Genomic DNA, 21,484 nt, shown 5'->3' on the forward strand with positions numbered 1-21,484 from the left:
GCCACAGCTTTAGGCGAACGCGTCGATCTGAACGCCGGCCTGCTCAAGGCCCTCCCGGACTGCAGCAGCCATGTTCACCGCACCGGGCGTGTCGCCATGGATGCACAGCGAATCGGCCAGCACAGGCACCACGGTTCCGTCGATGGCCAGCACTTCCTTGCGCGTTGCGAGACGCACGGCCTGGGCCACCACGGCGTCTGGATCATGAAGCACGGCACCTTCCTGAGTGCGAGGTACCAGTGTTCCGTCGGGCAGGTAGGCACGGTCCACGAATGCTTCACGGAACACCGGGTGCCCGGATTCCTCAGCAAGCGTCAGCCACGCCGAGCCCGGCAAACCCAAGACCGGGAGCCCGGGATCATAAGCGTGGACGGCAGCCACTACGGCTTCGGCCTGCTCAGCGTCCCGAACGATCCTGTTGTAGAGCGCACCGTGAGGCTTCACGTAATCCACTGAAGCTCCCACCGCGTGGGCCATGCCGTCGAGGGCGCCAAGTTGGTACAGAACGTCACCGAACAACTCGTCAAAGGTCATGTCCAGGGAGCGCCGGCCGAAGCCCGCCAAGTCCCTGTACCCCACATGGGCGCCGACACGGACATCCAGTTCGAATGCCGCACGGCAGCTGTCCAGCATGGTGAGGGGATCACCAGCGTGGAAGCCGCAGGCCACGTTGGCGCTGCTCACGATGCGGAACATCGAGGCGTCGTCTCCCATGGTCCAGGAACCGAAAGACTCCCCCAGGTCAGCGTTCAAATCCACCGTTACCGCCTTCCAGCGTCGTGTTGTTCAAAACGTTCTTTGATGCGTTCGGGAGCAATTCGCCAGGAATAGTGTCCGGCAGCGGGCCGAAAGCTTCCTTCGCGGTGGACACCACGGCACGGCCCATCATCAGGTTGCCCGCACCACCCACCACAGCGCCGACGCCGAACGGCAGGGCACGGCCGAGGAACGCGGTACCTTGGCGTTTCAGGAGGTTCTTCAGGAATGCGCGCTGGATGGAATCGCGGATGACCCCGAAGCCACTTCCGGGAATTTTCTTGGTAAGCGTCCGGCCCCATGCGTTGGTCACGCCCTTACCGCGTCCTAGCGACTGTCCGCTCAGGGCGCCCAGCATGGACGTGCCTTCCTCTCCCAGCATGATGGCCATGACCATGGTTTGGGCACGCACAGGGTCAGTCAGACGGATGCCGTGGAGCTCGGCCAGTGACGACGCATACAGCGCGGTGGTCTCCAGGAAGCCCACGGTTGCGAGCGCGGAAAGTCCCAGCGATGCCGCGGTTCCAATTCCAGGCACGACGGCAGTAGCGCCCACCGCTGCGCCCCCGCCGGAGATGGCCAGTAGGTAGTGGCGCTCGAGTTTGGCGGCAAGCTGCGCGGGTGAATCATTGGGGTGCCTTCGTTGGAGCCTCCGAAGGTTGGCCAGGACCAAGGGTCGCTGGACTTCGACAGCCTTCAGCAGCACATTATGCACGCCTGGCTTGGCGTTGCCTTCGGCGTCAAACACTGCGTTGTGGGCTGTTTCCTGGGCGATCTTCACCGCCGGGTTGGGGCGCTTGGGCATCTTCACCTCTCCTTGGCAGTTAGTCGTTTCACGGGGAACTGCTGGCTTCAGCCTATGCCACGCCCCCGCCTTGCCAGACCCGTTAAAGGCCTTATGTGGACAGTTTTCCGCGCAGAGCTGACCCCAAAACGGGGGTCCTGCGGCGTAGACTGGGATGCATTCACGGAAGCAGTCCAAGCTAGGACAGGGAGTATCCGTAATGAAGGCGACAGACAAGACCGAGCATGTCATCCGGCACCACACCGACGCTCCGGCGGAGGGTGAAACGGAAGGTTGGGTTTCGCACGATACCGGCATTCACAGCCAGGACGCAGCGGAAGGTCCGGACATCGACGACGACGCCCCGCCGTCGGGCGCTTCATAACTCAGCTTCCTCCCGGACTTCGTTACGGTCGCCGGGACCCCTGCCGACGGGACGCCAGCCACGGCTCCAACGCGCCTTTCACAGCGTCATTGCGCAGGTCTAGGCTAGTGGGATGGCCGCGTTGAGAGCGCTGCGTCCTTTTGCGCACCGGGAGTTCCGGGTGCTCATTTCTGCGCTGTCCATCTCCATCTTCGGATCCGGCATGTGGGCAGTGGCAATGGTCTATGAGGTGATCCACCTTGGTGGCGGCCCGCTGGAACTGTCCTTGGTTGCCACCGCGGCCAGCATCGGACTGGTGGGTTTCGTGCTGGCGGGCGGCATCGCGGCAGACAGGCTCCCGCAGAGACTCCTGATCATCGCCGTGGAAGGCGCCAATCTGGCTGTCATTGCCACGATCACAGGACTTGCCATGTTCAATGTCCTTCAACTGTGGCACCTCGCTATCGGTGCCTTCGTCTTGGGAGTGGGCCAGGCGTTCTTCTTTCCTGCGTACTCGGCCATCCTGCCGCGCATCCTGCCTGCGGACGATCTCCTGGCAGCGAACGGCTTGGAAGGCACGGTGCGCCCGGTTTTGCAGCAGGCGGCCGGTCCTGCCCTTGCGGGAATTCTTGTGGCAGCGCTGTCCCCGGCCCATGCTGTCGCAGGGGTCGCGGTCTGCCATTTGCTGGCGTTCGGGATTGTGAACCTCCTAAGCCGCCGGACGCTGGGGCCGAACACCCCCGGGACGGTTGAGGCCCCGGCAAAATCCTCCCTTTTTAAGGACCTCCGGGAAGGATTCAGCTACACCATCCGGACACCGTGGCTTCTCTGGACGCTGATCTGGGCTTGCCTGTCCGTACTGTTCCTTATCGGGCCCATTGAGGTTTTGCTTCCTTTCGTTGTCCAGGACCAACTGGGCGGCGACTCCAGGATGTTCGGCTTTCTCCTGGCCATCATGGGCGTCGGCAGTGCCATAGCTGCACTGGCAACGGCGTCCTTGCGCCTTCCCCGCCGCTACCTGACCGTGATGGTGATGACATGGGGTTTGGGGAGCCTGCCGGTGGCTGCCATTGGTTTCATGGACAGCTTCTGGATGCTCGGCGTTGCCATGCTCATCTTCGGAGTCACAGAGGGGATCGGAACAGTCATTTGGGGCACGTTGCTGCAACGGCGCGTGCCACGGCATCTGTTGGGCCGGATTTCCAGTTTGGACTTCTTCGTTTCGCTGGCCCTGATGCCGGTGTCCATGGCTCTCGCCGGCCCGATCGCCGAGGTTGTCCCCATCTGGGTCATCTTCTTCATTGGTGGTCTGGCGTGCCCCATCATGGCCTTCGTGGCACTGTTCGCCGCACGCATGATGACCGATGAAATTGAGAACCCCTTGAGTTCGGACGCGCCCCATCCGGAATCTGCAGACACACAGCCTGACTCTGTGTAGCGTGTGCACAATCTCAGGATGCTGCCCTTGGAACAGTAGAGGCTTGGGGTCGCAGCGAGGAATCACCAAGTAGCTACTTGCCGGCAGCGAGCGTGCCGATCTCATCCCCGCCTTGGCCGAATACCGCTAGCTTGCCGTCTTCCTGAATCCTTGCCGTGGAGGCGTTGGACAGCCACGTATCGACGCCTTCGCAGGCCATGCGGGTGGAGGCGAGCCCCCCGAACGCGATGGTTTTGCCGTCCTCTTTCCAAGAACCCATGAGCCTGTTGCAGCCATCGGTTCCGGTCGCATTACCATCCGACTTCAGCTCAAGGGAGGGTTGCTTGGGGTCGCTGGTGTCACCCCAGACACCGACGAAAGGACTCGTGCCGCTTCCCATGCAGCCTGCCAACAAGGCCGCCGCAACAAAGGCAAGGGAAACAACGCGGACAGTGCGAGTCTGGGTCTGCGCCATGCGGTCAGTCTAGGTTCACTTCTCCGGCATTCACCAGAGTCAGGACGAACTGGCCACAAACATCTGAAGGCCCATACCCCGGATCGTGCGGTCGGTCGCGACTCAGACGACCGACCGCACTAGCCCGGTTTACGCAGTGATGGCGCCCCGGGCGGGCCCCAGAACCCGCCACACCCACCACTGCTAACTCCGTCGATGAACCGCAACGCGGCCGAAAAGGGCAACGGCGCAGTACGCGGTTCAAACGACATGGGCACTGGATATGTGCTTTGACCTGCGGAAACGTGACGCGACGTTTCGAAAATTATTTGTGTTGCACAGAAGGGGCCCGACGGCGGCGCGTCACCACCGCCGTCGGCGTACCTCCGCGGCGACGAGGCAGCCTAAGGTCCGGGACCTTCGGGACTAGGCTCAGTCGTCAAAGCGCAGCTGGTTGTCGCTGCTTCCACTAAGGTTTGCGATAATCTCTGACGCGACCGCATGAAGTTTTTGATTTCGATGGCTTGAAGCTTTGGTCAACACACTGAACGCCTCGTCCTGGCCGCAACGGTTCTGGGCCATGATGACGCCGCAGGCAAGATCAATGACTGTCCTGGAGGACATCGCCGTCTTCAGATCAGCATTGAGCTGCTCCACGGTTTCGATCCTGATGGCCAGGCGCAACGTACTGCCAGCCACGTCAGCGAAGGCGGCGGCTTCAGCTATCACGACGTCCGTGAAGGTCCCCGCGGTAGGGGCGAAAAAGTTGATAACCGCTTCAGATGTCTCCCCAAGGTCCATAGGCACGCCCAAAGCACTGTGGACGCCTTCAGCTTCCAAGGCCCTGCTGTACAAAGGCCAGTTAGTGTCGGTGGCAACGTCTGCCAGCAGCACCGGTCGGCCAAGGTCCAGGGCTTCCAGGCAGGGGCCCTGCCGAAGTTGCTGTTCAATTTTGTCCAGATACACGGCCCTCTCACTGCTGCCTGCAACGGTGGCGGTCCGCTTGCGCCGACGCAACGTCAGGGCGCAGTCGATGTTTTCACCGGCCACCTTGCTCATCGCATCGCAGGCGAAGCTGGTCACGCCGTTGAGAATCCCGTGGATGTCGGAACTACCAACCACCAGCTCGTGCAGGCTTCTGATGTGTTCGGCATTTCCGGTGGGTTCCATGAGCCTAATCGTAGGAACACTTCGGCTTCCCGTCACCCATTGCCCCGGAAACAGAGCAGAAGGTACAGTTCAAAAGTAAGTAACCTGATTAGTTCACTTGAGAGCGAGCCGCCGCTTGCAGCGGGATATCTGCCATGGAAGATCCACGTCGAACAGCGCGAAACCTCATACGAAGCCGGACCATTGACTTTGAAGACCTCTGGATCAAGTACTGGGCCCACGGGGGAAATGCTCCCATCTTTGAACTCGATGCCTACGTCTTTGAAATCCAAGAAGGGCACCCCTTCGAGCTGCGGATCTTGTCATGGGCCCTTGAGGACCTGGGCGTCGACGCCGCCCTTTGAGAGGACAACAGCCAACGCGAATGGTCCGGTAAACCTTCCACGCACGGCCACGACATCGCTACCCTGAGCCCATGGAATCCGGATTGGAATCGTGGGGCGAGTTCAACGTGGCGATCGCGGGTGCCGGTGCAGCCCTCGGAGGGCTGCTCATCGTTGCATTGTCCGTGAACATCAAACAGATTGCCGAGTCGCGGGGCCTTGCCGCGCGGGCAGGCGCTGCCATTTCCGCGCTCATTCTCGGCGTAGTCCTGGCATGCGCGGCCCTCATCCCAAGGCAGGAGCTATGGGCCTTCGGCGTCGAAGTTCTACTTGGAACCCTCGCAGGCGGCGTGATCGCTTTCCTGGCCGCCCGCGCCATCCTGGATGATGACACCGCCGTGCACCCTCACCGCTGGGACGCCCAGCACATTGCGTCGTTCGTTTTTCCTTTGGTCGTTTACGCGGTGGGCGGCGTGCTCACCGTGTTATCACTGCCGGCGGGCTTGGTGGTTGTGGCGCTTGGGACCATCATCGCCCTGATCGGCGCAGTGGTTTTTTCGTGGGTGGCCTTGGTGGAGATACTGCGCTGAAGCAGCCCTGAACACCCCGCGTGCCGCAGAGCCAAGCATGCTTACTATGGTTCCAGGCAGTGACCAATAACTGACGAGGAGCCCAGCATGACTCAACGAACCGTTTCGGACCTCATGGTGGAGCGCCTCCAATCGTGGGGCGTGGACAGGGTTTTCGGATACAGCGGCGATGGCATCAACGGCTTCATGGGCGCTCTCCGCCGTTCCGAGGAAAAGATCGAATTTATCCAGGCGAGGCACGAAGAAGCAGCGGCCTTCATGGCCGTGGGGCATGGCAAGTACACGGGCGGCGTCGGCGTCGTGACCTCCACGCAAGGTCCCGGTGCCGTCCATCTTTTGAACGGTCTCTACGATGCCAAGATGGACAGCGTCCCAGTGGTCGCGATCATCGGACAGCAGAGCACCACAGTTTTGGGCTCGGCCTATATGCAGGAAATTGATCTACTGACGCTCTTCAAGGACGTCGCAGCCCAGTTCGCCCAGCTGGCCAGCTCACCCGAGCAGGTCCCCATGCTCATTGACCGCGCATTCCGTACTGCCCTGGAGACGAGATCGCCCTGCGTGGTGATTGTCCCCCACGACATCCAAACCGCCGAAGCGCCAGAGCTTGAGCATGAACACGGAGTCGTGGTCACTGCTCCGGTCTGGCATCCGGCACGCGTCATGCCCCTGGACGAACAACTCGACGCCGCCGCGGACATTCTCTCCAAGGGTGAACGGATCGCGTTATTCGTTGGACAGGGTGCCAAGGGGGCCCAAAAAGAAGTTGTAGCGCTCGCAGAAAAACTCGACGCCGGCATCACCACCAGCCTGCTCGGCAAGCCTTACGTTGACGAGACACTGCCCTATGCCGTGGGCACCATGGGCCACCTTGGCACCACTGCCAGCGCCTTTCTTCTCGAAAACTGCGACACCCTGCTCATCATCGGATCAAACGATCCTTGGACCGAGTTCTACCCCAAACCTGGCACCGCCAAGGCTGTGCAAATCGACAATGACGGGCGCAAGATCGCCAACCGCTACCCCGTTGAGGTGGGCCTGGTAGGAGACGCGGCAGAAACGGTGAGCGCGCTGATCCAACGCGTCGAGAATCAACACCAGCCATCACGCAGCGCGTGGCGTGCCGACGTCGAAGATCAGGTCCGCGCGTGGCGGCAGCTTTCAGAAGAACGCGCCAACGTTCCTGCGGAGCCGGTGAACCCGGAGCTCGTCGTCCGCGAGCTCAACGGCAGGCTCCCGGACAACGCTCAGCTGAGTATCGACGTCGGCAGTTGCGTTTACTGGTACGCGCGCCAACTGATCCTTCCGCCCGGCGTGCCTGCTCACCTGAGCGGCACGCTCGCCAGCATGGGGTGTTCCATCCCCTACGGATTAGCGGCGAAACTGGCCCACCCGGACCGTCCCCTTGTGGCGCTGGCCGGGGATGGTGGCATGCAAATGCTTGGTGTCGCCGAACTGATCACGGTGGCCCATCGGTGGCGCGATTGGGCGGATCCTCGCTTTGTGGTCTGCGTTTTCAACAACCGCGACCTCGCCGAGGTTTCCTGGGAGCAGCGTGAAACCGAGGCAGAGCCGAGGTTCGCCGCCAGCCAGGAAATCCCGGACTTCCCCTACGCGGCTTATGCGGAACTGCTGGGCTTGGCGGGAATCCGCGTGGAAGATCCCGCCAAGCTCGGCGACGCGTGGGACTACGCGCTGTCCGTAGATCGTCCCGCCGTCATCGAAGTCCTCACGGATCCGGACATCCCGCTACTCCCACCATTCCCTGCCGGAGCAGAGAAATTGGCGGGCATGCGCTCGGCACTGGCGGAAGAAGGCCCAGACGGTGAGCACGCACGAAGCTTGCTGGACACGTACGCGGAGGGCGAGTCCCGTCTGCGTGACTCACCGCCGAACGAAGCCTAGAGGTTCTCCACCAGCGAGACGTCACGGACGGCGCCCTTGTCCGCAGAGAGTGCCATGGCCGCATACGCACGCAGTGCGGGTGAAACGTGGCGCTCGCGATCCTTCGGCCTGTAACCGCCGTTGACTTCGAGCTTTTCGCGGCGTTCGGCGAGAATCTCGTCCGAGACCTGCAACTGGAGGGAGCGCTGCGTGATATCGATGCTGATCATGTCACCGTCCTCCACCAGGGCGATGGCGCCGCCGGAGGCAGCCTCCGGCGAAATGTGCCCGATCGACAGTCCGGAGGTGCCGCCTGAGAAGCGGCCGTCCGTGATGAGGGCGCACTTCTTGCCCAGGCCGCGGCCCTTGAGGAACGAAGTGGGGTAGAGCATTTCCTGCATTCCCGGACCGCCCCTGGGGCCTTCGTAGCGGATGACCACCACGTCGCCTTCCTTGATGGTCTTGTTCAGGATCTTTTCCACTGCCTCGTCCTGTGACTCGCACACTACCGCGGGGCCTTCGAAGGTCCAGATGGACTCGTCCACGCCTGCGGTCTTCACCACGGCGCCGTCCACTGCGACGTTGCCGCGCAGCACAGCCAGGCCGCCGTCCTTGGAGTAAGCGTGCTCCACGGAGCGGATGCAACCACCCTCTGCGTCGGTGTCCAGGGAGGTCCACTGGTTCGACTGCGAGAAAGCTGTGGAGGAGCGGACGCCACCGGGAGCAGCGTGCCATAGGGCCTGAGCTTCCTCAGTGGCCTTGCCACCGCGGATGTCCCAGTCGTCCAGCCAGCCGTCCAGATCGTTGGAGTGCACGGAGTGGACGTTCTTGTGCAGGAGGCCACCGCGGTTCAGCTCACCCAGCAGTGCGGGGATACCCCCGGCCCGGTGCACATCTTCCATGTAATAGGTCTTGTCTCCGGCGACGTTCGGGGCCACCTTCGCCAGACAGGGCACCTGACGGGACTTGGCGTCCATCTCGGCCAGGCCATATTCCACGCCCGCCTCCTGGGCCGCGGCCAGCAGGTGCAGGATCGTGTTGGTGGAGCCGCCCATGGAGATGTCCAGGGCCATGGCGTTGTCAAAAGCCTCGGCAGTGGCGATGGACCGCGGAAGCACGGAGTCGTCGTCGCCGTCGTAATAGCGCTTCACAAGCTCGACGACGGTGGAACCGGCCTTCTCGTACAGCGCCTTGCGGGCGGTGTGGGTCGCGAGCACGGAGCCGTTGCCCGGCAGTGCCAGGCCAATGGCCTCGGCGAGGCAGTTCATGGAGTTGGCCGTGAACATGCCGGAGCACGAGCCACAGGTGGGGCAAGCGTTCTCTTCGATGAGGTTGATGTCTTCATCGGAGATGGATTCGTCCACGGCGTCGGCAATCGCGTTCACCAGGTCGAGGGAGCGTACTGAGCCGTCGGTCAGGGTCACGCGGCCGGCCTCCATGGGACCGCCGGAGACGAACACTACCGGGATGTTCAAGCGCAGCGCGGCCATGAGCATGCCCGGGGTGATCTTGTCGCAGTTGGAGATACAGACCAAGGCGTCGGCACAGTGTGCGTTGACCATGTACTCGACGGAGTCGGCGATCAGGTCGCGGGATGGCAGCGAGTAGAGCATGCCGGAGTGGCCCATGGCGATGCCGTCGTCCACGGCGATGGTGTTGAATTCGCGCGGTACGGCGCCGGCGGCGAGGATCGCGTCGGAGACGATCCGGCCCACGGGAGCCAGATGGGTGTGGCCGGGGACGAATTCGGTGAAGGAGTTGGCCACGGCAATGATCGGCTTGCCGATGTCCGAGTTGGCAACACCGGAGGCACGCAGCAGTGCGCGGGCTCCGGCCATGTTGCGGCCGTGGGTAACTGTTCTGGAGCGAAGTGCAGGCATGTTTACCATCCTGCTGTTGTTCTACAGCTGGCGGAAGACGGTGCTGCTACTAGTAGTGAAAGTACCAGAGTAATAGTGTTGACTCCGTGAAAGATGAGAGACGTAAAGAACTGGGACTCTTCCTCCGGACACGGCGAAACCAAGCCCTGCGCTCGGACTACGGCCTGCCACCTGTGGGGCGTTCCCGCGAGCGCGGCCTCCGCCGGGAAGAGATCGCGTTCCTCTCAGGGGTCAGTGTTACTTGGTACACCTGGCTGGAGCAGGGCCGTGACATCAGCCCCTCGCGCCAAGTCCTGGAAGCCGTGGCCCGCACGCTGCATCTTTCGGACACGGGGTTGAGTTACGTGCTCTCCCTGGGCGGGTACTCGTCGGCGCCGCCCAAAGGACCCGTAGCGGCCGATGCTCCCGCCCATGTGCAGCGGCTCTTGGAGGCGTTGGACCCCAACCCCTCCTACGCCTTGTCCCCGGATTGGGGCATTGCCGGGTGGAATCGCGCTTATGAAGCCCTGTATCCAAAAATCGGAACGTTCGATGCCTCGGACCGGAACCTGCTGTGGCTGGTCTTCACTGACCCCTACATTCGCGACCTTCTGCCCGACTGGGACGTCACCAGCAAGCGCTTCCTGGCTGAGTTCAGGGCAGAAACCGGGCAGCGCCTGGGCGACCCCGATGTGGAGTACCAAGTAGGCCGGCTTAAGGACGCCAGCCCGGAGTTCCAGGAAAGCTGGGACCGGTACGACATCCTCGGCTTCGAATCCCGCGAGCGGCAGTTCCACCACCCCGCAGTTGGCGTCCTGCACATGGAGCACCATCAGGTCTCACCCTCTGACCGGCCCGACCTTCACATCGTCGTCTACACGCCCGCTCCGGGGAGTGACGCGGGCGAGCAGATGCAACGACTGATGGGGATCTGATGTACCCCACGGCACCCGGCGGGGCCCGCCTTTAGCTGGGCTCCCTCTGGTTCAGGTCAAAATTCGCCGGCACCGACGCGACGCCGTTTGCCTGGACTACTACGTAGTGCTTCCCGGGGTAATAGGACCGGGTTGTTATTGGGCGGAAGGAATGTGTTTTTGTGACAGTGACTGTCTCTCCGGGCCCAATCCGGCGGGACGTGAGCTTGAAAGTTTTAGCGCTTACCGTACCGTTGGCCCGCTGGAAACCGATGGAGTAGTCAATGGCCGCTTTAGCGGGCTGGGAGCCTTCATTCACCACCTCGGCTGAAAATTCCACGGTTCCGTCCCATGTCACTGAAGTGTGGAGGATTCGAGGCTCCGTAACCACGAGCTGGCCACCCGAGTAACCCAAAAGGCCGAGTGCTTCCGGATTGCCTTGCTTGACCAGGGTCCTGAGTCCATGGCGGATCACCTTGGGAGTGGTGTCATCAGGTTTTCCTGACCAACGGCGCGCAGTGGCTATCACCAACTGCGGATCGATGCGGCTCAGATCATTGAGATGGTTCGCCACAGAACGTCGAACGTATTCGGCAGAATCCTGATAGGTGGCATCCAGGATCCCTTGCGTTGCTGCTGGATTGGCCACCAGCCAAGGAACTCTTTTGGCCCACGGCAGGTAGGCGCGAGAGCCCTCGGTGGCGAGGCGGCGGACGTTTTCGTCGCCGTGATTCGTCCACGTTTGCATGATCGCGATAGCTCGTTTCGGCCGGGCAGCTATGAGGTCACGGATGGCGAACTCTCCCGTTAGCCTCTCGGTCAGGCGGGACAGGACCGTAAGAGCGGCGTCGAAGTCCGCGAGCGACCCCGATTGCAGTGCCCTACCGGTCACGACTTCGGTGACCGGCCACACCATCCATCCTGTAAACCGAGGGTCATCGAGAGCATCGAGCATGATCCCCTGAACAGCGGAGTAGCCTGCCGGCAAATCCTCAAGGAGCGCGTCCCGGACGATATCAACCCGCTGCCGGAGGCGTTGCCCGCTAAAGGAGTTACGTGAGCGCTCCAATGTTGGCAGCTCATTGTTGGGTTCGGCGCTCATGAGTATGGATTGCAGTTCAGCTACAACATTGGAATTGATCAGCTCATCCATGGCACCCATACGTTTTCTCCTTCGCCGGTGTTGCCATGGTAGGCGATGGGGGTGACAACGAAAGCGGGCTGGCAACCCACGTTGTACTAGCCCTTAGGCGAGCGGTTGCTTGTCGAGCTGCGACGATTCAGGAGCTGTAGTCCTTTCGGCTGTAATCCGCCCTAGGATCAGCATCAACATCAGGGCCACAATGACAGGGATGCACACAGAGAGAACTATGGTGCCCGTATCCACGCCAAGGCCGATGAGAACGCCGCCGAATATGGGGCCCACCACCGATCCGAGTCGCCCCAATGAAGCTGCCCACCCTACCCCCGCGGTCACGGTTGCTTGAGGATACAGAGTCACCGCCACCGCCGCCTGGCCGATCATGCCAGCTTGGAGCCCAAGACCGACGCCACCGAAGACAATCAGCAACAGCGCCTTGTCCGGACCGAGGAATGCGGAAATGACGAGGAACGCGACAGCTGCTGCTGAGGTCCAGGCCAAGACTGTGGTCATCCGGCGTCGACGTGATCCCAGAATCAGCACACAGGCGCCAACGATGCTTCCTATGCCCAACGCCGCCGATCCTAAAGGTGCCAGACCAAGGCCGAAACCGTAGCTCGTAAGCAGGGTGGGCAGCCACGAGGAAAACACGTAGTAAACGGCGAAAATAAGAAATGAGAAAGACCACAGCAGAAGCGTCCTGCTCCGTACAGGTCCATCGAAAAGGCGGGCAACCGCGGCGTGGTGCTTGGCCACTGAAGGATCCATGGGAGTGATCGAGGGGTGTTTGCCCGATAGGCCGATCCACAGGAACGGTAAGAGCACGCCTGAGGCGATGGCTCCGAGGATGAAAACCCATTCCCACCCGAGCGCATTTGTCACAATGCCCCCGCCGAGTCCAGCGATGAGGGCCCCGAATGAAATGCCTGTCATCACTACTACTGCAATCGACTGGCGCAAACGCGCCGGATTGACAGCGGTCGCATGTGAGACAGCCGCAGGCAGCACGGCCCCTAACCCCAGCCCGGTCACGAAGCGAAGGAGGGTCAGCTCCACTATTGAACCTGACCACGCCGTCAGCAGTGAGCCAATCGTGAAGAGCACAACGGCGGAAAAGATGACATTCCTTGTGCCCATTTTTGCAACTAAGCGTCCTACCGCCATGTAACCGAGAGCCACCCCAGCGCTCGTAAATGCAAGGGCCGGGGTGAAATGGGCGGGCTCAACTCCCCATTCCTTTGATATCGACGGAATGGACACTCCTAGTGCGACCGTGTCGTATCCATCAAGCACTACAGCGGCAAATGCAAGGCAGAGCACCCACCAGTCCGGTTTGATCTCATCTTGTAATTTGGGTTCGCTCATCGTCTCCATCGGACATCCTTAAAGTTGTGAGGGCTTCAACGTCGAAGCAGGGCATGCCGTCCGGGAACCATAGAAGTGCGAAAGTACTCACTTTCTTGAAGTAATGTATCTTAGCCTTGGGATTCTGCAAAGCGACCTATTCCACTCGTTAGTCGCTTGGTAGAAGCAGATAGCCTCGAGAGGGCGGTAGCTGTACAAAAAATCGACATTTCGGCGCACTATGGAGGCATGAACACTCCCGGTGCCAGCGGTTTGGCGCAGGGTGGTTCCGGTAGCTTCGGGGCTGGCCTGCACCCGTGGAGCCGTTATGTGGCTCTGGGCGACTCGTTCACTGAAGGTTTGGGCGATCCTGAACCGCGGAGCCCCGGCGGCCTACGCGGCTGGGCGGACAGGGTCGCGGAAGAATTGAGCACCGGTCACGAGGATTTCGCCTATGCGAACCTTGCCATCAGCGGACGGCTGCTTCACCAGATTCTCGAAGAGCAGGTAGGGCCAGCGATCGAACTGCAACCTGATTTGATCACCCTTAACGGCGGCGGCAATGACCTCCTCTTCCATAGAAGCGATCCGGACAAGCTTGCCCTTGAGCTGGACGCGGGTGTGCAAAGACTGGCATCCACCGGTGCCACGATCGTGCTCTTTACGGGCCCGGATTGGGGTGCAACCCCGGTGCTGGGCCGGACTCGCGGCAAGGTGGCCATCTACAACGAGAACATCCGGGTAGTCGCCGCCCGCCATGACGCCGTGATCGCCGACCTCTGGGCCCTGCGCCGGCTTACGGATCCTCGGATGTGGGATCCGGACAGGCTACATTTCTCCCCACTCGGTCAACACACCATCGCCATCATGGTGCTCAATACCCTCAACGTTCCGCACTCCTTGGAGCCTTTGACCCCCAAACCCCTACCCGAGCGGAGCTGGCGTGAGGCGCGGGTAGGAGACATTGTCTGGGCTCGGGAACATCTGTTTCCCTGGGTGGTTCGTCGACTGACGCAGCGAAACGGCGACGACGGGCACCAAGCCAAACGACCGGAGCCTGGCCCCGTATTCGGAGCGGGTATGCCTCCCGGGGCATATATAGGCACCGATCCGAGGCACATCCCGGATCAGGCGTGAACCAAGCGACTATCCGATGGCCTAGCTATGGAGTCCGTCACCCTTTGCCGCGCCTGTAGAGGTGTTGGCTGGATCGACGCTAAAATTTCACTTGCCGCAAGTACAAGCTCTTCGGCATCAATCCGCGTTTAGATTCTAGGAGCGCCATACCGTGAGTGGGGGAACCGACCAGTCATGACGGCAGGCAGTACCCCCAGCCCGCATCCCGGGACTTCAGCGATCACAAACCCCGTCGCCACCAAGGCACCGAAGGCAGCAGCTCCGGGGACAAAGCCAGTAGCGTATCCCGCCATCTTGCAGGGCTTCCTCGGATCCCTGTTCATGTTCGCAGGTTCCATTGGCATCGGGTGGATTGCCAATGGATCCCCGATGATCCGCCACCCCATAGTCATCGCACTCCGCACTGAAGGCTGGGGTGTGACTGTCTCCGCCGTCCTCCTGACCGTGGGTGCTATGTTGCTGGTTCGGTCCTGGCTGAGATTGGGCCAGCGAATGGGCAGTTGGGAAGGGAATTCGCTCAAACCGATCGTTGCGGCGATCGGAGCATGGTCCCTTCCTTTGCTGTTCGCCGTGCCCGTCTATTCGCGTGACGTCTACGCGTATATAGGCCAGGGCCGGCTCATGATGGAAGGCCAAGACCCTTACGACGTCGGCATCTCGGCTTTGAACAACTGGTTCGCCTTGGGCGCGGACCCGGCTTGGGCGGAAGCGCGTACTCCATACGGGCCGTACTTCTTGTGGATGGCCCACGCCGTGGTTGCCATTACGGGCGCCCAGCCGGACGTATCAGTCCTGCTGTTCCGGCTCTTGGCCGCCGGCGGGGTGCTGTTGTGCGTTGTGTACGTCCCCAAACTCGCGGAGCTTCACGGGATTAATGGTGCCCGTGCGCTCTGGATTGCGGTGGCCAACCCACTCTTCCTCATCAGTTTCGTCGCCAGCGCCCACAACGACGCCATCATGGTGGGCTTCGCCGTAGCGGGAACCTACTTCGCAGCCACCAAGCGGCCGTTACTGGGCATTTTGCTGGTCACACTTTCCATCGGAATCAAACCGGCCACCGTTTTGCTGCTGCCCTTCATTGGGCTGATGTGGGCCGGCGCCGGGGCGTCCTGGCCGCGCAAGTTTGGAATCTGGGCCGCGACAGCGAGCATCAGTTTCGCGATTCTGGTGATCAGCGGCATCCCTTATGGCTTGGGCTTGGGCTGGGCGTGGGCCATCACGGACCCCACTCCCGGGTTCACCGGCTACTCACCGTCCGGATTCCTGGGCCAGCAAATCGAGTTCCTCGGCAACGCCTTGGGCCTGCCCGGCAATGCCATGGCGGACATCCTCCGAGCGGCCATGAAGTGGGGTGCGGTTGCCCTGGTCCTCGTCTTGATGTTCCGCGGAGACCACTCCCGCGTGGTGCGGCGTATGGCCCTCGCCTTCGCGGCCATCGTGCTGCTCTCCCCCATCATCCAGCCTTGGTACATCCTCTGGTTCGTCCCCTTCCTGGCCGTGACGGGGATCAGGGATGACTGGCAGATGCGGTGCCTCTACGTCGGCGTGACATTCTTTGTAGTCTTCGGAGCGCAGGACCAGTTGTCAGTGTGGTCCTTTGTGGAAGTCTCGGTGGACCTGTCCTCGTTGGCCTTCGCCATCGCCCTGCTGTTCGCGTTCTACCTGGTGTTCCTGGACATCCATACCCGCAGGCTCCTGGTCCAAGGCAAGCTTTCGCGCTGGGTGGGGCAGACTGACCGTCGCCTGCTCCACCGCCCTCCGACTATCCGCTAAGGCGCTAATTCGGGCCTGAACCGCTGGGTTGGACTCTAAAGCGTTTTCGGGACCACTGGAGCGCCATCCCGGTTCACCCGCCGCCCCAGTTCAACCGTCCGCTGCACCGACCACCACAGCAGTACCACCAGCAGGACATTCCGGGTGGTGAGCACAGCGGCCATGATCGGGTGGGCGTGGATGAGCGGGGTGTAAAACAGCGGATAAATCACGAACGTGGTCATGGCAATCCCCATCAGCAGGGCGGCCGGCACCTTCCAACGGTTCCAGTCGTGCGTCAGGCCGGCAATAATCACAGGTGCCAGCCAGATGATGAACTGGGGAGAGCCCACCTTGTTGAACACGATGAACGCCGTTGTCATCATCAAGGCGCCTTCGAGGAACAATTCCTCTCGCTCCGCTCCGCGTTTGAGTGCACGGATCAGGAGGATGGCGGCCGCAATCGCGGCAACTATCAGCAGCGGCTGCATCAGGAACGCCGCAACCTCGGCACCGGGTCCGTAGACCTCCGTGGAGTTAATGGCTGTGTTATCGGCCATTTTGGATCCGGCAATGTTGAAGACGCTCAGCCACACCCAAGGTGTGGAGAAGGTGGCTTCCAGCTGCATGCCGCGCTCGCCCTGGTTGATCAGGAAGTCCAGGATGTGGCTGAAGCCCCCAGCAAGGTAGGTTCCGAAACCTACGACGGCGGTGACGCCCACCCCGGCAGCGATCATCTGCAGCCGATTGCGGGACGCGATGATGATGGGTACCAGCACCGCTGCGGGCCACACTTTGATCCACGTTGCGATGCTCAACACGACGGACGCAACAACGGGCCGTTGGGCGGCACAGATCAAGGCAATCAAAACAAGGGATGTGGTGATGCCTTCTACCCGGGCAAAGCTGAGATACCCCATGAATACCGTGAAGAACAGCCACCACCATGCTGGCGCGATCCCGGTGACCCGTCGTGGGCCACGCGTCAGGTACCAGAGACCCAGGGCGTTGAGGGCCGTGATCAGCAGGGTCCACATCAATAAGTAGAGGTCCGGACCGGCAATCCCCGCCAGGAAAATGGGGATCTGGGCCAGCACGGGATAAACCCAGGGGCTGATCTTCCCGTTGAGGTCCTCCGGGTTGTAGCCATCCATCGCCCACTGGCGGTATTGCTCAGTGTCGCTGAAGGTATTGCCGCTGAGGAAGAAGGATGCCATCCAGCACAGGAAGTAGAAATGCACCACGGCGAATCCCCACCACACGCTGGAGGGGCGGGCGAACCACGCTACAACTGCGGGAGGCAGGAAACGGCTTCGGATACGGACCAGCTGGTCGAAGAACGTCGCGGAAATCTTAGTGCTCCTTGCCCGCTGGTGCGGTGACCACGGATGGCTTACGGCCCAGTGAATACAGGCGACGCGCCGACCAGAAGAAGAGGACCACCAGCAGGACGTTGCGGATAGTCAGAACCAGGGCCATCCAAGGATTGTTGTGGCTCAGTGCATCGTAGAAGAGCGGGTAGATGAAGTAGGTGGCAACTGCAATCACAATCAGCATGGTGGCGGGCACGCGCCACTCTTTCCAGTTGTGTGCCAGACCCACAGCTACCGCCGGAGCGAGCCACACCATGAACTGGGGTGAACCCACCTTGTTGAAAACGATGAAGGCGGTCACCAACGTGAGCGCTCCCGAAAGCAGGAGTTCCGTCCGGTCCACTCCGCCGTTGAGCTTGCCTTGGTGCAGGGCCCAGAAGGTCAGACCGGCGACGGCGGCCGCCGCCAGGAGGAGGAGCGGCTGCATCAGCACGGACATGAGTGCAGTGCCGGGTCCGTCCACCTGCATGGAGTTGATGTCAGTGTTCATGTACATGCGGGAATCCCCGACGCCGAGGACAGACAACCACAACCAGGGGGTGGTGAAGGTCGCTTCGAGCTGCATGCCGCGATCTCCCTGTTGTGTCAGGAAGTTCAGCAACTTGGGAACGGCACCAACTGCTGCGGCAAGCGCAACTACAACCGCCGTCGTCGCGATTCCTGCCGCCACAACGTGCAGGCGTTTCCTGACCACTGCGAACAGGGCCAGCATCACAGCGGCGGGCCACACCTTCACCCAGGTGGCGACGCTCAGGAGGACCGACGCGACGAAGGGCCGCGTGACCCCGTAAACAAGGGCCACGAGGACTATGGGGGCAGTTAGTCCGTCAACGCGGGCGAAGCCCAACCAGCCCATGAGGAAGACGAATACCAGCCACCACCAGGCAGCCGGGATTGCTTCCTGCCGGCGGCCGCGGTCGGTGAGTTTGAGCACCGCCCAACCGTTCAGCAGTGTGGTGAGCAGGACCCAAAGGAAGAAGAAAGGGCCAGGACCGGCTACAGCTGCCAAGCCCATGGGAATCAGCGCCAGGATGGGATAGACCCACGGGCTGGGTCCCCCGGTGAGGTTTGCTTCATCGAATCCGGCCAGCGCCCATTCACGGTAGATAAAGGTGTCGCTGAACGCTTCGCCGCGCAACGAGAGCACGGCCCCAAAGACCAGGAACACCAGGTGAATCACTACGAAGCCCCACAGCAGGCCCCGCGGGGAGTTCATGCGTGCCGCCAACCTCGCTGGGATTGTTTTACCGCGGATTTCCGCGAGCTTACTGAAAAAACTGTCCATCAACGAAGAACTTCCTGGCTAGGTGGGTCCTTGCCTCAGCAATCCCCGATTTTCTTGGGACCGAAAAACCCCCGCATGCTACTTTACGCGAGACACCCAAACGCCCGGCAGTTGCTTACCCTGCGGGCTGGGCTTCCGTCTGCGCGCGTATGCTCCATGCGGACCAATCCAACGGGTGAACGGAGGGGCGACCCAAGAGGTAACCTTGCGCTGCTGTGACCTTCAGCGCGGCGACTTCATCAAGTTCGGCTGCTGTTTCGATGCCTTCCGCAATGATGTCCGCGCCGATCTCCCGCGCAAGTTCCACGATGGCCCTGGCACGGATTTTCTGACCGTCGCTGCTTTCTATTCCTTCAATCAAATGGCGGTCCAGCTTGATGATGTCGGGGCGCAACTGTTCAATCCGTTCCATGGAAACCAAAGCGGCACCGGACGCACTGATGGCCAGCCGCAGGCCCAGGGTTCGCAATGGCCCCAGGCCGTCGTCGCCGGTTTGCCCTTCCACGGATTCCAAGCTGCCCGTCAGTTCAACGATGATCCTGTCCGGGGCGAGTGCTGCTGCCGCCAGAAGGTTCCGCACTCGGGGGTCGTTGGACGTTGCAGGGGTGAGGTTCAGCGCCACGGACATGTTGTCCGGGACGTCGTGCGCTGCCGTCAGGGCGCAGTGCAGCGCGGCAATTTCAAGTTCCGTGCCCAATCCGGCTGCCGCAGCCTCGTTGAACCAGACATCGGCTCCGGCTCCATCCTCTCCGACGAACCTGGTGAGCGCCTCTACGCCCACAACCTCGCCGCCGGGCAGTGCATGGACGGGCTGGAAAGCTGTCAGCAAGAGCTTGTCTGCCAGGATCGACTGGATGCCTTCGCGGACTTCGTGGCTAACCGGGACCGAGACTGTCCGGGCTGTGTCCGAGGACTCCAAGTGCAGGCTGGCAACTTCACGCTGAACCGGGACCTTGGCCGCTGAACCTGGCGTCTTACGGGTCTCGAGCAAGTGCTCCAACAAGGCACGCTCAGGATCGTCGGGTCGTGCCTCAATCAAGGAGCGAAGGTTGTTCCTTGCTCCTTCGCTCCGGGCATCACTGTCGGCAAGGATGGATTCAATGATGTCGAGCACTTGTTCGCGCATGGTCATGTCTTCGCTTGCCGGCGCCGTAACAGCGTCATCGGCGGCAGCAGCGTCATCCTTCGGTGAGCTGCCGCTTTCCGGTTTAAGAGAGCCCGCGTCTTGAGCCATTAATTATTCCTTTGTGTGTCCCCCACTGGCTAAGCCAGCCATGACTTGGCTCCACCAACAAACATGTGGGCCTTGTCACGAATCTTACAGAGGAATCAGAGCATCTGAGACACCGAGATGACTCCTGACGAGGGAAAACGTGTTATCGGACGGCAAGCCCTGACATGCTGGAGGGGTGACATCCATTTCAACGGAATCACCCCGCACCGCACTTAGTTGGAAGCTGTTGCCGGCGGCGTTGCTTTCCTTGTCCGGCGTGCCGCTCTTTGCGATGGGCAACGAGCTGCTCGGCTATGGCCTGTTGATGGCAAGCGTGGCCACCGCGGCTTTCATCGACCATCGACTGATGAGACACCTCGCGTTGATCGCGGCAGGTATGACCATCTTCAGCTTGGTACCGCTCAACGCCGACCTCAGCACAGAGCACATGGCCCTCATGGGCGGCGCCCTGGCATTGGCTGTGCTGGTGCCATGGCTGGTGTCCCGGTTCGTCTACCGCGAAGACATCATCAAGTTTCCCGTCAACACCGGCCGCAAGTGGCCCCTGGCAGCGAAGCTGTACTTGATAGGCGTGGTGGCGCTCGGATACTTCATCCTGCCGGTGTACTTGATCAGGACCGGTGTTTACCAAAACTGGCCGGACGCTTCGGATCCCGATATCTTCTGGCGGCTCTTCCTGGGCGTCAACGCTGTGGGTATCTGGGATGAACTGTTCTTCATTTGCACCACCTTCACCCTGCTGCGGCAACATTTCCCGGACTGGTTGGCCAACCTCCTGCAAGCCGTGGTGTTCTCGTCATTCCTGTGGGAGATCGGCTACCAGTCGTGGGGTCCGCTCCTGACGTTCCCGTTCGCACTGCTGCAGGGCTACACGTTCAAGCTCACCAAGTCATTCACGTACGTGGTGTCGGTGCACCTGCTCTTCGACTTCGTCTTGTTCCTGGCATTGGTCCACGCGCACAACCGCGACTGGCTGCCGATTTTCCTGTACTAGTCCGGCCTTCTGGACCGGCGGCGGGCTTACGTCCCCGAACCTGCCCACGCTTCATCTGAAACTTCGATCTCCTGCGCCATGTCATCAAGGAATCGAATCACCGATTCCCGCTCGGCAGGGCTCAGCCTGGCCGCCGCCAGGAACCGTTTGGCCTGCTGCCGCCCAACGGTCCTCATGGCGGCCTCGTGCGTTTCAGGTGTGATGGCGATGGCGAGGGCGCGGCGGTCGGAGGGGTGCGCGCGTCGCGTGACGTGGCCGGCGCGTTCCAACCGGTCGAGCAGCTTGGTGGTTGACGCCGTCGAGATATTGAGACGGGAGGCTATTGCACCGGGCGTAGCGATCACGCCATGGTTGGCACAGACAATCAGGTAGTGCAGTGCGCGCATGTCGGACTGGTTCAGTTTCATGTACCGAAGCGAGGCGTCGGAGAGCCGTTGTTCAGCCTCGCGCAGTCTTCCCAGCGCTGCCATGAGGTGGCTGATTTGCTGGACATCCGCTTCCGAGAGGTTTGAGCGATCCACCAGTTCCTGATGAGGATCGTTGGCGTCCACATCATAGATACCAGCGGAAACCGGGGTCCCGGCTTCTTCAGGTATCTCTTCAGGACTGGACATGTTTGGTATGTTACACCTAACTTCCTACATGGTAGCCTTTCTTCTAGCTTGTCTAGCAATATTCGGGTTTCGGGCAGAAACAGAGTGTGGAGGAA

The 21,484-nt window shown here is 61.3% G+C and carries 20 protein-coding genes; 9 read left to right on the forward strand and 11 right to left on the reverse strand.

Annotated elements, in window-relative coordinates; translation table 11 throughout:
- Positions 1-9: 9 nt before the first annotated feature.
- Positions 10-759 (reverse strand): LamB/YcsF family protein, encoded by a 750-nt coding sequence (locus M1D89_RS22235; RefSeq protein WP_498647037.1) that lies wholly within the window; start codon positions 757-759, stop codon positions 10-12.
- Entirely contained in the window at positions 743-1,561 is an 819-nt protein-coding gene (locus M1D89_RS22240) for a hypothetical protein (protein WP_498647039.1), read from the reverse strand. Before M1D89_RS22240 ends, M1D89_RS22235 begins: the two co-directional genes overlap by 17 nt.
- Before the next feature lie 199 nt (positions 1,562-1,760).
- On the opposite strand from M1D89_RS22240, the gene M1D89_RS22245 reads away from it, so the two are divergent.
- Positions 1,761-1,925 (forward strand): hypothetical protein, encoded by a 165-nt coding sequence (locus M1D89_RS22245; RefSeq protein WP_402936927.1) that lies wholly within the window; start codon positions 1,761-1,763, stop codon positions 1,923-1,925.
- Between the two features lie 112 nt (positions 1,926-2,037).
- Entirely contained in the window at positions 2,038-3,342 is a 1,305-nt protein-coding gene (locus tag M1D89_RS22250) for an MFS transporter (RefSeq protein ID WP_498647041.1), read from the forward strand.
- A 73-nt stretch (positions 3,343-3,415) separates the two neighbouring features.
- Here M1D89_RS22250 and M1D89_RS22255 read toward each other — a convergent pair whose 3' ends face one another.
- Together M1D89_RS22255 and M1D89_RS22260 are read right to left on the reverse strand one after the other, a co-directional pair.
- Entirely contained in the window at positions 3,416-3,796 is a 381-nt protein-coding gene (locus M1D89_RS22255; protein ID WP_498647043.1) for an META domain-containing protein, read from the reverse strand.
- Between the two features lie 411 nt (positions 3,797-4,207).
- Positions 4,208-4,945 (reverse strand): GAF and ANTAR domain-containing protein, encoded by a 738-nt coding sequence (locus M1D89_RS22260; RefSeq protein WP_498647045.1) that lies wholly within the window; start codon positions 4,943-4,945, stop codon positions 4,208-4,210.
- A gap of 134 nt (positions 4,946-5,079) precedes the next feature.
- Here M1D89_RS22260 and M1D89_RS22265 point away from each other — a divergent pair, with 134 nt between their 5' ends.
- From M1D89_RS22265 to M1D89_RS22275, 3 genes are all read left to right on the forward strand, one after another.
- Positions 5,080-5,289 carry a hypothetical protein gene (locus M1D89_RS22265; RefSeq protein WP_498647047.1) on the forward strand — a complete coding sequence of 70 codons (210 nt, stop codon included), beginning with the start codon at positions 5,080-5,082 and terminating at the stop codon, positions 5,287-5,289.
- Between the two features lie 71 nt (positions 5,290-5,360).
- Entirely contained in the window at positions 5,361-5,858 is a 498-nt protein-coding gene (locus M1D89_RS22270) for a hypothetical protein (RefSeq protein ID WP_498647049.1), read from the forward strand.
- A gap of 87 nt (positions 5,859-5,945) precedes the next feature.
- Positions 5,946-7,763 (forward strand): thiamine pyrophosphate-requiring protein, encoded by a 1,818-nt coding sequence (locus M1D89_RS22275; protein ID WP_498647051.1) that lies wholly within the window; start codon positions 5,946-5,948, stop codon positions 7,761-7,763.
- Here the strand turns inward: M1D89_RS22275 and ilvD are convergent.
- Positions 7,760-9,622, reverse strand: a complete 1,863-nt coding sequence (ilvD, locus tag M1D89_RS22280) for a dihydroxy-acid dehydratase (protein ID WP_498647052.1) — start codon at positions 9,620-9,622, stop codon at positions 7,760-7,762. The genes M1D89_RS22275 and ilvD overlap by 4 nt on opposite strands.
- Before the next feature lie 86 nt (positions 9,623-9,708).
- Between ilvD and M1D89_RS22285 the strand changes: the two genes are divergently transcribed.
- Positions 9,709-10,536 (forward strand): helix-turn-helix transcriptional regulator, encoded by an 828-nt coding sequence (locus M1D89_RS22285; RefSeq protein ID WP_498647054.1) that lies wholly within the window; start codon positions 9,709-9,711, stop codon positions 10,534-10,536.
- 31 nt (positions 10,537-10,567) lie between these two features.
- On the opposite strand, the gene M1D89_RS22290 is transcribed toward M1D89_RS22285, so the two are convergent.
- Positions 10,568-11,677, reverse strand: coding sequence for a DNA alkylation repair protein (locus M1D89_RS22290; protein WP_498647056.1), 1,110 nt, complete (start codon positions 11,675-11,677; stop codon positions 10,568-10,570).
- An 84-nt stretch (positions 11,678-11,761) separates the two neighbouring features.
- The gene (locus tag M1D89_RS22295) at positions 11,762-13,030 is read right to left on the reverse strand and encodes an MFS transporter (RefSeq protein ID WP_498647058.1); all 1,269 of its coding nucleotides are present in this window, start codon (positions 13,028-13,030) and stop codon (positions 11,762-11,764) included.
- Positions 13,031-13,249: 219 nt separating this feature from the next.
- Here M1D89_RS22295 and M1D89_RS22300 point away from each other — a divergent pair, with 219 nt between their 5' ends.
- Together M1D89_RS22300 and mptB are read left to right on the forward strand one after the other, a co-directional pair.
- Positions 13,250-14,137, forward strand: a complete 888-nt coding sequence (locus tag M1D89_RS22300) for a GDSL-type esterase/lipase family protein (protein ID WP_498647060.1) — start codon at positions 13,250-13,252, stop codon at positions 14,135-14,137.
- A gap of 174 nt (positions 14,138-14,311) precedes the next feature.
- A complete protein-coding gene (mptB, locus tag M1D89_RS22305; RefSeq protein WP_498647062.1) occupies positions 14,312-15,910 on the forward strand; it encodes a polyprenol phosphomannose-dependent alpha 1,6 mannosyltransferase MptB in 1,599 nt (532 codons plus the stop codon).
- A 35-nt stretch (positions 15,911-15,945) separates the two neighbouring features.
- On the opposite strand, the gene M1D89_RS22310 is transcribed toward mptB, so the two are convergent.
- The 3 genes from M1D89_RS22310 to M1D89_RS22320 form a co-directional block, all read right to left on the reverse strand.
- Positions 15,946-17,133, reverse strand: coding sequence for a glycosyltransferase 87 family protein (locus M1D89_RS22310; protein WP_498647064.1), 1,188 nt, complete (start codon positions 17,131-17,133; stop codon positions 15,946-15,948).
- Between the two features lie 109 nt (positions 17,134-17,242).
- Positions 17,243-18,547: a glycosyltransferase 87 family protein gene (locus M1D89_RS22315; RefSeq protein WP_498647066.1), complete on the reverse strand. Its 1,305-nt coding sequence runs from the start codon at positions 18,545-18,547 to the stop codon at positions 17,243-17,245.
- A 115-nt stretch (positions 18,548-18,662) separates the two neighbouring features.
- Positions 18,663-19,781, reverse strand: coding sequence for an EAL domain-containing protein (locus tag M1D89_RS22320; RefSeq protein WP_498647068.1), 1,119 nt, complete (start codon positions 19,779-19,781; stop codon positions 18,663-18,665).
- A gap of 175 nt (positions 19,782-19,956) precedes the next feature.
- On the opposite strand from M1D89_RS22320, the gene M1D89_RS22325 reads away from it, so the two are divergent.
- Positions 19,957-20,775 carry a CPBP family intramembrane glutamic endopeptidase gene (locus tag M1D89_RS22325; protein WP_498647070.1) on the forward strand — a complete coding sequence of 273 codons (819 nt, stop codon included), beginning with the start codon at positions 19,957-19,959 and terminating at the stop codon, positions 20,773-20,775.
- Between the two features lie 26 nt (positions 20,776-20,801).
- Here the strand turns inward: M1D89_RS22325 and M1D89_RS22330 are convergent, their stop codons facing one another.
- Complete coding sequence (locus M1D89_RS22330; protein ID WP_498647072.1) at positions 20,802-21,389, reverse strand: MarR family winged helix-turn-helix transcriptional regulator; 588 nt, start codon at positions 21,387-21,389, stop codon at positions 20,802-20,804.
- Between the last annotated feature and the right edge of the window lie 95 nt (positions 21,390-21,484).

Source organism: Arthrobacter sp. D3-18, from assembly GCF_054408525.1.

Coding starts and splice junctions, on each gene's coding strand:
- M1D89_RS22245 (WP_402936927.1), top strand. CDS start 1,761: ATGAAGGCGACAGACAAGACCGAGCATGTCATCCGGCACCACACCGAC.
- M1D89_RS22265 (WP_498647047.1), top strand. CDS start 5,080: ATGGAAGATCCACGTCGAACAGCGCGAAACCTCATACGAAGCCGGACC.
- M1D89_RS22320 (WP_498647068.1), bottom strand. CDS start 19,781: ATGGCTCAAGACGCGGGCTCTCTTAAACCGGAAAGCGGCAGCTCACCG.
- M1D89_RS22260 (WP_498647045.1), bottom strand. CDS start 4,945: ATGGAACCCACCGGAAATGCCGAACACATCAGAAGCCTGCACGAGCTG.
- M1D89_RS22290 (WP_498647056.1), bottom strand. CDS start 11,677: ATGGGTGCCATGGATGAGCTGATCAATTCCAATGTTGTAGCTGAACTG.
- M1D89_RS22275 (WP_498647051.1), top strand. CDS start 5,946: ATGACTCAACGAACCGTTTCGGACCTCATGGTGGAGCGCCTCCAATCG.
- M1D89_RS22240 (WP_498647039.1), bottom strand. CDS start 1,561: ATGCCCAAGCGCCCCAACCCGGCGGTGAAGATCGCCCAGGAAACAGCC.
- M1D89_RS22255 (WP_498647043.1), bottom strand. CDS start 3,796: ATGGCGCAGACCCAGACTCGCACTGTCCGCGTTGTTTCCCTTGCCTTT.
- M1D89_RS22250 (WP_498647041.1), top strand. CDS start 2,038: ATGGCCGCGTTGAGAGCGCTGCGTCCTTTTGCGCACCGGGAGTTCCGG.
- ilvD (WP_498647052.1), bottom strand. CDS start 9,622: ATGCCTGCACTTCGCTCCAGAACAGTTACCCACGGCCGCAACATGGCC.
- M1D89_RS22330 (WP_498647072.1), bottom strand. CDS start 21,389: ATGTCCAGTCCTGAAGAGATACCTGAAGAAGCCGGGACCCCGGTTTCC.
- M1D89_RS22300 (WP_498647060.1), top strand. CDS start 13,250: ATGAACACTCCCGGTGCCAGCGGTTTGGCGCAGGGTGGTTCCGGTAGC.
- M1D89_RS22295 (WP_498647058.1), bottom strand. CDS start 13,030: ATGGAGACGATGAGCGAACCCAAATTACAAGATGAGATCAAACCGGAC.
- M1D89_RS22270 (WP_498647049.1), top strand. CDS start 5,361: ATGGAATCCGGATTGGAATCGTGGGGCGAGTTCAACGTGGCGATCGCG.
- mptB (WP_498647062.1), top strand. CDS start 14,312: ATGACGGCAGGCAGTACCCCCAGCCCGCATCCCGGGACTTCAGCGATC.
- M1D89_RS22315 (WP_498647066.1), bottom strand. CDS start 18,547: ATGGACAGTTTTTTCAGTAAGCTCGCGGAAATCCGCGGTAAAACAATC.